This window comes from Intrasporangium sp., from assembly GCF_040414665.1.
Lineage (GTDB): Bacteria > Actinomycetota > Actinomycetes > Actinomycetales > Dermatophilaceae > Intrasporangium.
In genome coordinates this window covers 1-8,593 of sequence record NZ_JBEDUL010000171.1, presented here as the reverse complement: position 1 = coordinate 8,593, position 8,593 = coordinate 1, and the positions used below count along the sequence as shown (strand labels likewise).

The window sequence follows — 8,593 nt, the reverse complement described above, 5'->3', positions numbered from 1 at the left end:
GGCTCAGTGCTCACGACGACGGTCCCGCTTGGCGCCATTGACGCTGTGCGCGTCGGGCCAGGTTAGCCAGTGCTAGCGGCGGCCGGTCAGGATATCCCGGTCTACGCCCCCATCGCTCCCAACCTGCCCGAGTTCGGTCCGTTCCGTCGGCGCCGTCAGATGCATTTCGTGCAGCAGCGATCGCCGCTCAGGAGGAATGCACCGCCAAGGTGAGGCTCAACGCACCGTCAAGGGCGATGACCGGCTTGTCGAAGCCCCAGGTGGCCATGGCGTTTTGTGAACGGGGTGTACGTGGTCTGGGGCTATGTCGACGACTCAGTGACATCTGTCATGCCGCAGGTCGCGAGTTCCCCCCTCCTCTAGGTCAGGACACCAACCGCACCAGCGCTTCGCCATCCGCGGATTCGTGCGTGGTTCGTACTCGTTCCCTGACCCCGAGACGCGTCGCTTTCGGTGATTGGGTGCCACAAATGTGCCACGGCGACCTCCTCTCCTCGTCCTCCGACGACCTCGCCATCCAGAAGGCAGCGGGGACATCAAGCGACCAGAGTCAGGGGCGAGAGGCTGCAGCTTGCCCCGGTAGTGGGCGTCCATCCGCCACTTGTGCCATACGCGGACGTCGAGTCCCGGCTGCCCCCTGACCGCCCTTTCTGCCTGGCAAGGAGGCGGCACACGCGTCATCGACAAGCACGTCAAGTGCGAACATCCGGCTGGCTTGAACAGTAGTCGGCGCGCGCCACTCGGCTCACGCCGAAGGCACACGTACGGTGATCCACGTCGGGCTCCAGTTACGCAGTTTGCCGCCGCCCGATCCTGAAACCCTCGGCCCGTCTATGCCCCGAGCGCCAGACCGGGACCCTCAACCACGCTCAGAGCCGAAGAGCCCATTACGCGCGAGAATGTGGCTCTTCGACTGCGGTACTGCGCGACGCGACGCTCTCTCCCAGATCGTCTCCACCCCAATCGAATTCACCACCAAGCTCTGTTCCGCCGATCGTGCCTACCGGGCGGCTATCAGCGACCTCGTCACCACAGCAGGACTGGTAGCCTGACGCGACCCAAACTTGACCCATCCCTCACAACATCACCTACCCAAGCCGTCAAGCCGACCTGGCCCTTTCGGAGACGGCCGACTCGATGAGCAGTTGGCGACCGACAGGGTGCCAATGATGCTTGACTCTCGTCGTGGATACCGCGGAGCTCGATGGATTGGTACGCAAGCGCGCTGTCTACGACCTTCTCGGACGTCAGTTCATCCGTCGAATCCCTCCGACATCGGCCAGAAGATGACACCGGACACCCTGGGGCGGGGAACGCGCGCCCGCAGGTCCCTCAGCGCATCATCCTGCTCTGCCTCAATCAGATCCACGGACCTCACTCGGCCAAGGAGATTCACCAGGCCTGCGCGCTCGCCCGTAGACATGAGCGACATTCAGCCCACTGAGACTCGCGCTGTCATTGGCGGGTCCGTGAGCATGGGAGCGCCTGCTGGCGGGGTCAGTCGCCCGCCCGATTCCGGCACAACGCACGGGCGGCCCAACTCAGGAGAGCGCTTAGGATCTGCCTGTGCTTAGGTCACGGGTTTCAGTCGTGCTGCTCGCGTGGGCGTTGGCCGCTTGCTCCCCTTCTGGTAGCGATCCGGCCGACGGCCCGGTCAGGGACGCGGCAGCAAGCGCCAGCCAGTCCGCGCGCACAGAGGTCGACCTGCGCTATGCGTACTCCCGAATCGCTGACACCGGCTCAATCGACCAAACCATCTCGATCACCAATCCTTCGCACGACCTGGCAGCCATCCCCACGCTCTCATTTCAGGCTCTCGACGCGAACTCGGATCCGCTCAGTGCCGTGTCGGTGACAACGGTCTTCGGAAGCGACAAGGGCTTAGTTGTGGTGCCAGCAAACTATGAGGTCTTCGACATCCTGAGGTTCGAGGGCACTGGCTCCGAGCGCGTGGTCGACGTCAAGGTCACGGCCACAGCGATACAAACCATGAAGGACAAAGGTACGACTTACCCCGAGGTCGACTACGTGGACGCTCAGGGAAGACCTGCCGAGAACGCGTGGGACGCCCACGCTGCACGGGTGCGCAACCCTGGTGCGAACGGTTACGTGGTGCGCCTCGTTGGCATCCATTGGCACCAGCCGCAGGCGGGTCGCTCGCAGCAAGCACGCGACATCGCTCCAGTTGGTGGCCCCGTCCAAATCGATGCTCGTACCGAGATCGACATACCTCTCTCTCCAGGAAGTGCGCCGTTCGACAGTTTGAAGGCTTACATCTCAATCGAGTAGCTGCGCTGGCTCTCGGGTGGTGGCGCTACGGGTACCTACGGCTACCAAGGCGGTCGACATGCGGCGGTGTGACGCGGGTGGCGGGGCACTTGCCTGTGCTGGGGGAGGCGTCCTGCAGATTGTCGGTCGACTCCCACGTTTCAGCTGGCCGCCCGTAGGCTCGATATCATGGGTGAAGCTCCTGCCATCACGTACGTCCTAGTCGATGGGGAGAACATCGACGCCACTCTGGGCACCTCCATTCTCGGACGGCGTCCCCGACCCGAGGAACGCCCGCGGTGGGAGCGACTGCTGCAGTTCACGGAGGCTTTGGGGACAGCCAGCCGCTGGGCTGTTCTTCCTCTCGGCAAACAACGAGCTCCCGATGCCCTTTATTCAGGCATTGGTGGCCATTGGCTATCGACCTGTCCCGCTTTCCGGCGGCAGCAACGAGAAAGTGGTCGACATCGCCATCCAGCGGACCTTGGTGGAGATTCGGCGCCGACACGCGGATGTGCTCCTTGTCAGCAATGACGGGGACTTCGTTGACCAGATCCGGGACCTCCTTGACGGCCGGCGGGTGGGTGTCGTGGGGTTCCAGGAGTTTCGTAGCAACGCGTTCTTGCCGCTCGTGCAAATGGCCTATCCACCTTCGACCTCGAGTACGAGGTTCAAGCATTCAAAGAACCGCTGCCGCGCGTGCGGATAATCGCGATCGAGGACTTCGATCCCGCGGACTTCCTGTAAGGCACAGGCACGCCTGATCGAGCACGCGGGACAGGGGGACGCGGTGACTAGACGCAGATCCGAGACACCAGATTCGCGGCCCGTGCCCAAGCGTTGCGGTGTGGCCGTCTTGGCCCGACAAGAGTTCGCCACTTCGGAACGAGCCCTATGCCGAGAGCACCGTGACGAGGCGCCTACCGTCCGAACTGCTCTACGGCTTGCCGTGATGGAGACGCCGCGAACGGCGCAGTCGGAGCGGCTGCGTCGTACATCGGAAGGCACGTCCCAGCGTCTGCTTTGGCTGCGCGGGAGCGTTGGTCAGGACCTGGCAAGGGCGCGTATCGCGCGCTCGATGGTTGGGCGCACCTCGAGATCAGGGTCGACGGTCAGCCGGTGCAGGAGCAGTCCATCGGCAAGTGCCATGACGGCTCGGGTTGCCGGTACCGGGTCCGTGATGCCGACCGCCGTGACGATCCGCTCCGTCCAACGTTCGAACTCGCGGCGTTGCCTCCGTAGCGGCTCGCCGAGTTCGGCATCGCCGGCGAGCTCGACAAACAGGGCGTACCGGGCGCGGGTGCGCGCGGCATACGGCCCGGACTGCAGCTCGACCATCGCGCACAAGCCCTCGATCAGCTCGTCGAGATGGGTGATCACCGGCATCGCGGCGGGGTCGAAGTCAGCGCGCTCTTTCTCGGCGATCCAGTCCACGATCCCGCCGAGCAGCGCCCGGCGGGTGCGGAACCAGTTCGAGCTCGACCCAGGCGGCAGGCCAGCCCGCGCGTCGACCCGCGCATGGCTGAGCGCGCGCACCCCCTGGGCGCCGAGCAGCTCCACGGCCGCCTCGATCGCCCGTTCCCGGGTGGCGGCAGGCATGGACGTCTCCTTCCCACAGTCCTACTATAAATCTAGTATCGTTCTCGCGAGGAGCGTCCCCATGGCCACACCGGAGTCCAGCATCACCCGTTCCGTCGACGTCTCGGCCTGGGTGCCGCCGCTGCCGGAGGCTCCCGGCTTCGAGCATCTTGTCATCGAGACGCCCAGCCTTCGCACGCACGTCGCCGCGATCGGCGAGGGCGAGCCGGTCGTGCTGCTGCACGGATTCCCCGAGCACTGGTGGCAGTGGCACGCCGTCGCACCCGTCATCGCCGCAGCCGGCTACCGCGTCCTGTGCCCCGACCTGCGTGGGGCCGGCTGGACCGAGGCCAAGGACCCGCGCATCGAGCGCGAGACCCGACTGCGTGACCTGCTCGCGCTCTTCGACGCCCTCGACATCGACCGCGCCCACCTCGTCTCCCACGACATGGGCGTCATCACGGCGATGCAACTGTGCTACGACCACCCCGAGCGGGTCCGCGCCGCCGTGCAGCTCTCCGTGTGGCCGGCCTTCTTCACCTTCAGCCCGAAGCTCCTCCCCGCCTTCCAGCACCTGCCCCCGTTCATCTGGCACCGCCCGGGCGCCTCGCTGCGCGGCACGTTCTCAGAGCGGTATGCCGCCCGCCCCATGTCGGAGGCAACCGTGCGCGCCTACCTCGCCCAGTTCCACCGACCTGACATCGACGCCGCGGTGCGTCCCCTCGTGCGCCGCATGGTCCTGCCCGAGGCCATGCGCATGATGCGCGGCCTCCACCGCCGCCGGCGACTCACCGTACCGACCCTCATCATGTTCGGCCGCCGCGACTTCCCAACGACCGAGGAGCTCATGGCCCGCATCTGCCGGCAACCCGAGAGGTACGCCGATCGCATCGAGTTCGCCTACGTCGACGACGCCGCGCACTTCATCACCGACGACGCCCCCCAAGCCGTCGCCGACCTCGCCCTCGACTGGTTCGAACGCGCCCCATGACGCATATCTGCACGTCCTCTAGCCATCCCCTCGGACGTGGACACTCCTGAAACTGCGTCTAAGTGGGCGGAGTGGGGCAGGGTGACGCTGCCGCAATGGGCGAAAGACGCAGCGCCGTGATATTCCATCTGGCGAGCTTCGGCATCGATCGCGCGGGATCCTATCCCAGCTTGTCCCAGTCCAGGCGGCCGGTCCAGGTCGGCCAGACGAGGGCCGCCAGCAGTCCGCCCAGTGGGAGGGCCCAGACCGAGAATAGGTCTGGCCCCATGCGAACATCGGCGACGTTGCCGGCAGGGTCAGCGGGGTCGTAGAGGATGGCCGGCCGGTCGCCGACCTGCGGGTGTGGGTCCCAGCGGTAGTTTCCTACTTCGGCCGTGATCTCGCGTCCGGCTGTGTCCTGGAAGCGAATGACGACGTAGCCGTCACCTCGGAGGGCGTCATGCACGTCGACCACTTCGCCGACGGTCTGTTGCCCCTGGTCCTGCAGAGTCGTGGCGGCACGGTGTGCGACGAAGGCGCCAGAACCACATCCGAGCGCGGCGAGCACGAGCAGCCAGGTGACCACCTTTGGGCTGTTGACGATGGCCGCGAACCTGCTCGACCTCCTGTGAGGCACGTTCCTGCGGGGCACGGGCCTGACGGTAGCAACCCGGCTCGTGTCCGGAGCTCTGGCGGCGCACCACCGCCAGGTGGAGCCGGCACGCCGGGCTCTATGGGCGGGCGCTGAAATGCGCGGGTAGCCTCCGAGCCGTGGAGGAGTCGAGCGGGTGGCAGCCGGCCGGGCGTCCGAGCGATCTGCAGATCGGACGGCACAACTTCGGCGACCCGCGCACCGGAGTAGTTCACCTTCGGAATGGGTCCAACTGGTTCTTCGGCGCGCTGGTCGCCTGGGGACTTCTCGCGCTCGACACCGTGCTGTTGAACCGGTCGGCTCTCACCCATGCCGACCCCATGACGCCTGTCGACATCGTGCTGCACGCTTCGTGGACGTTCGCGCTGTCCATGCTGGGACGCGTCATGCTGTCGCGGCCGAGCGTCAGGGTCAAGGACGGGATGGCTGAGGTGCGCAAACCCTGCGGGTCTACAGCTTTCCCTTGGCGGCGGTTGAGGAGACCACGTTCGGATTCTTCGGTCTTCCTCGGTGCCGTGTTGAGGTGCGAACCATCTGGCTGATGGGGATGCAGAACTCCACTCTCGACCAGATGGGGGGCGGGAACGAGATCTGGCACGTCTGGCGGGCCGAGGTCGCCGACGCCAGGCAGCATGCAGGCGGGCGGGGCGAGGCCCTGGGACGGCACGGCATCTGGGTGGACTGGTGGACAGGGTTGCCGCTGCTGGGCTGGTTCCACTACGCCCTCAGCTTCCTGGTGTGAGGCGAGCCCCCGGGCACGTCCGGACAGCCGCCGGACAATCCGCCGGTTTGGGCGTCGCCGTTGCTCAGCCTGGTTGCGGCCCGGCTCAATCGGAGGCGTTCCACACCGCGTGTGGCACATTTGTGGCACATCATCTCGGGCAGTTCCGGGGCTTGGGAGGCCTTGTCTCGGTGCCGGAAACGGCCTGTGACCTGCACAAACGTGTGGTGGGCCCCGTCGGGCTCGAACCGACGACCGGCGGATTAAAGGGCGGACGCACGCCACCTTGGATCACCAATTCCGTTGCCCCACAACGCCTTGCTTGACCGTTGGAGTTCACCAAGGGCCTTGATTTGCCGCGTGTACCCGGCCAATTTCCGGCCATCGCCTCTTCATCGCGAAGCTGCCCCCATCCGTGATGGCGTTCGCCGCGGAGCAGCCATTCGCCCAGAAAACCCAGCGTCGCTCCACCGATGGTGGCGAGACCGAGCAGCGGCGTATTCGAACGAGGGAGGATCGCTGCTGATATCATCAGATATCGAGGAGGTGGTGGACATGGCTGACGTGCTCATTCGCGACGTTCCTGACGCGGTGCTGGCTGGCGTGGATGCCCATGCGGCCCGACTCGGGCTATCCCGGGCCGAGTACATCCGCAGACGACTGGCCTCCGACGCCGCTTCCGCGACCGGGCCAGTCTCGGTCGAAGATCTCCGTGCCTTCGCCAACAGGTTCTCCGACCTGACCGACGACCAGACGATGGACGACGCGTGGCGGTGACGGACTGGCTGATCGACAAGTCTGCCTTGGTCCGGTTGGGCGAAAGTCCCGATGCAGAGGAGTGGGCTCGGCGGATCGAACGAGGCCTCGTCCGGATCACCACCATGACCCGACTGGAGGTCGGGTATTCGGCGCGGACTGCTGCCGACGCGCGCTCGGTGTTCGGCACCCCGCCGATCTCGGTGATGCCGGTCGAATACCTGACACCGGCGATCGAAGACCGAGCACTCGAGGTCCAGTTGCTGCTGGCTGACAGAGGCCGTCACCGTGCCCCGTCGATCCCGGACCTGCTCATCGCGGCCATCGCCGAGCTCGCGGGTTTGACCGTGCTGCACCTCGACAAGGACTTCGAGCTCATCGCTGAATTGACCGGCCAGCACACCGAGCGGCTCCGCGCTTGAGGCCCCGACCGCCTCGAGGGTTGATGTTCGCGCTCATGCTTGATATGTGGGTGATCTTTCGTGGTCATCGGCGCTCCTAGGTTGGGGCTGTCCGCCGCTCCTCGAGGAGGCCCCGCATGTCGCGTGTTCTGCCGTGTGTGATTCCGCCGCCCAACTTGGGTCTGCCCGAGCGGTTCGGGGGCCCGCTGGTTTGATGCGTACCTGGAGTTCCTGTCGGGACGCTGCCGGCCGAACTCGGTGCTCGCGGCGTGGTTCGACCTGAGGGTGTTCCTGACGGTGGTGGACAAGCCGGTCGAGGTGGTGACCGCGATGGATGTGCTCGGGTTCATCACCGCGCAACGCCACGGCATGACGAGCCTTCCCGACCCACTCGTCGGGCCCGCCCCGGCTGACGCATCGGGGGTGTCGCTGCGGACCGTGCGTCGCCGGTTGTCCACGGTGTCAGGTCTGTTCGCGTTCTTGACCGCGCGTGGGGGGTCGCCTCGAACCCGGTGCCGCGGGGTCTGCCCACCCGTCGGGAGCGAGGCCGCCCCACCCAGGGCGTGCCACTGGTCCGCGCCCCGCGACGCACGTTGCCGCGGATTCTGACCCCGGCCGAGGTCGACACCCTCACCGGGGCGTTGCGCACCCACCGGGACCGGGCCATGGTCGCCGCGATGCTGCTGGGCGGGTTGCGCCGCTGCGAGGTGCTCGGGCTGCGGCTGGAGGACCTGCGGGTGGCCGAGCGTCGCGTCTTCATCGCCCACGGCAAGGGTGGTCACCAGCGGCTGGTGCCGATCTCTGCCCGGTTCTTCGAGCATGTCGCCGCCTACCTCGAGCAGGAACGGCCCGCGGACGCCGACACCGACATCGTGTTTCCTCGTGCTGAAGCGGCCCCGGCGGGGTCGGCCGTTGAGCGCGTACGGCCCTCGACGAGCTCCTCGACGGCGCCCGCGGACGGGCCGGGCTGGCGCACGCCTCCTGCCACGAGCTGCGGCACACCTGCCTGACCCGACTGCGGGAGGCCGGGATGCCTCTGGAGGCCGTCCAGGCCCAGGCCGGGCACGCCTCGATCGAGTCGACCCGGATCTATCTGCACCTGGCCGATGACTGGCTCGCCTCCCAGTACCGCCGGGCCGCGGAGGTCATCGACGCCCAGGTCTTCGCCGGCGGTGCGGGCACACGGCCGGTGCGACCACCCACACCGGCGGCGGAGGGTCGCGACCGCGATCGTGCACCGATCCCGG

9 protein-coding genes and 1 pseudogene are annotated in these 8,593 nt (G+C 66.7%); 8 read left to right on the top strand and 2 right to left on the bottom strand.

The window, feature by feature from the left end; all coding sequences use genetic code 11:
- The first annotated feature begins 1,590 nt into the window (after positions 1–1,590).
- Positions 1,591–2,289, top strand: coding sequence for a hypothetical protein (locus ABF401_RS19280; protein WP_353511205.1), 699 nt, complete (start codon positions 1,591–1,593; stop codon positions 2,287–2,289).
- A 168-nt stretch (positions 2,290–2,457) separates the two neighbouring features.
- Positions 2,458–3,015: pseudogene (locus tag ABF401_RS19275) on the top strand (NYN domain-containing protein).
- 297 nt (positions 3,016–3,312) lie between these two features.
- Here the strand turns inward: ABF401_RS19275 and ABF401_RS19270 are convergent.
- On the bottom strand, positions 3,313–3,867 hold the full coding sequence (locus ABF401_RS19270) for a TetR/AcrR family transcriptional regulator (protein WP_353511204.1): 555 nt from the start codon (positions 3,865–3,867) through the stop codon (positions 3,313–3,315).
- A gap of 61 nt (positions 3,868–3,928) precedes the next feature.
- Here ABF401_RS19270 and ABF401_RS19265 point away from each other — a divergent pair, with 61 nt between their 5' ends.
- Positions 3,929–4,837 carry an alpha/beta fold hydrolase gene (locus tag ABF401_RS19265; protein WP_353511203.1) on the top strand — a complete coding sequence of 303 codons (909 nt, stop codon included), beginning with the start codon at positions 3,929–3,931 and terminating at the stop codon, positions 4,835–4,837.
- Positions 4,838–4,997: 160 nt separating this feature from the next.
- Here the strand turns inward: ABF401_RS19265 and ABF401_RS19260 are convergent, their stop codons facing one another.
- The gene (locus tag ABF401_RS19260) at positions 4,998–5,468 is read right to left on the bottom strand and encodes a DUF3592 domain-containing protein (protein ID WP_353511202.1); all 471 of its coding nucleotides are present in this window, start codon (positions 5,466–5,468) and stop codon (positions 4,998–5,000) included.
- A 523-nt stretch (positions 5,469–5,991) separates the two neighbouring features.
- Between ABF401_RS19260 and ABF401_RS19255 the strand changes: the two genes are divergently transcribed.
- The 5 genes from ABF401_RS19255 to ABF401_RS19235 form a co-directional block, all read left to right on the top strand.
- On the top strand, positions 5,992–6,210 hold the full coding sequence (locus ABF401_RS19255) for a hypothetical protein (protein ID WP_353511201.1): 219 nt from the start codon (positions 5,992–5,994) through the stop codon (positions 6,208–6,210).
- Positions 6,211–6,744: 534 nt separating this feature from the next.
- The gene (gene vapB / locus ABF401_RS19250) at positions 6,745–6,966 is read left to right on the top strand and encodes a type II toxin-antitoxin system VapB family antitoxin (RefSeq protein WP_353511200.1); all 222 of its coding nucleotides are present in this window, start codon (positions 6,745–6,747) and stop codon (positions 6,964–6,966) included.
- Positions 6,957–7,367, top strand: coding sequence for a PIN domain nuclease (locus ABF401_RS19245; protein WP_353511199.1), 411 nt, complete (start codon positions 6,957–6,959; stop codon positions 7,365–7,367). The genes vapB and ABF401_RS19245 overlap by 10 nt, the downstream gene beginning before the upstream one ends.
- Before the next feature lie 572 nt (positions 7,368–7,939).
- Positions 7,940–8,356, top strand: coding sequence for a tyrosine-type recombinase/integrase (locus ABF401_RS19240; protein ID WP_353511198.1), 417 nt, complete (start codon positions 7,940–7,942; stop codon positions 8,354–8,356).
- Positions 8,314–8,593 (top strand): tyrosine-type recombinase/integrase (locus tag ABF401_RS19235; protein ID WP_353511206.1); only part of this gene is annotated, 280 nt, incomplete at its 3' end. The genes ABF401_RS19240 and ABF401_RS19235, both read left to right, overlap by 43 nt.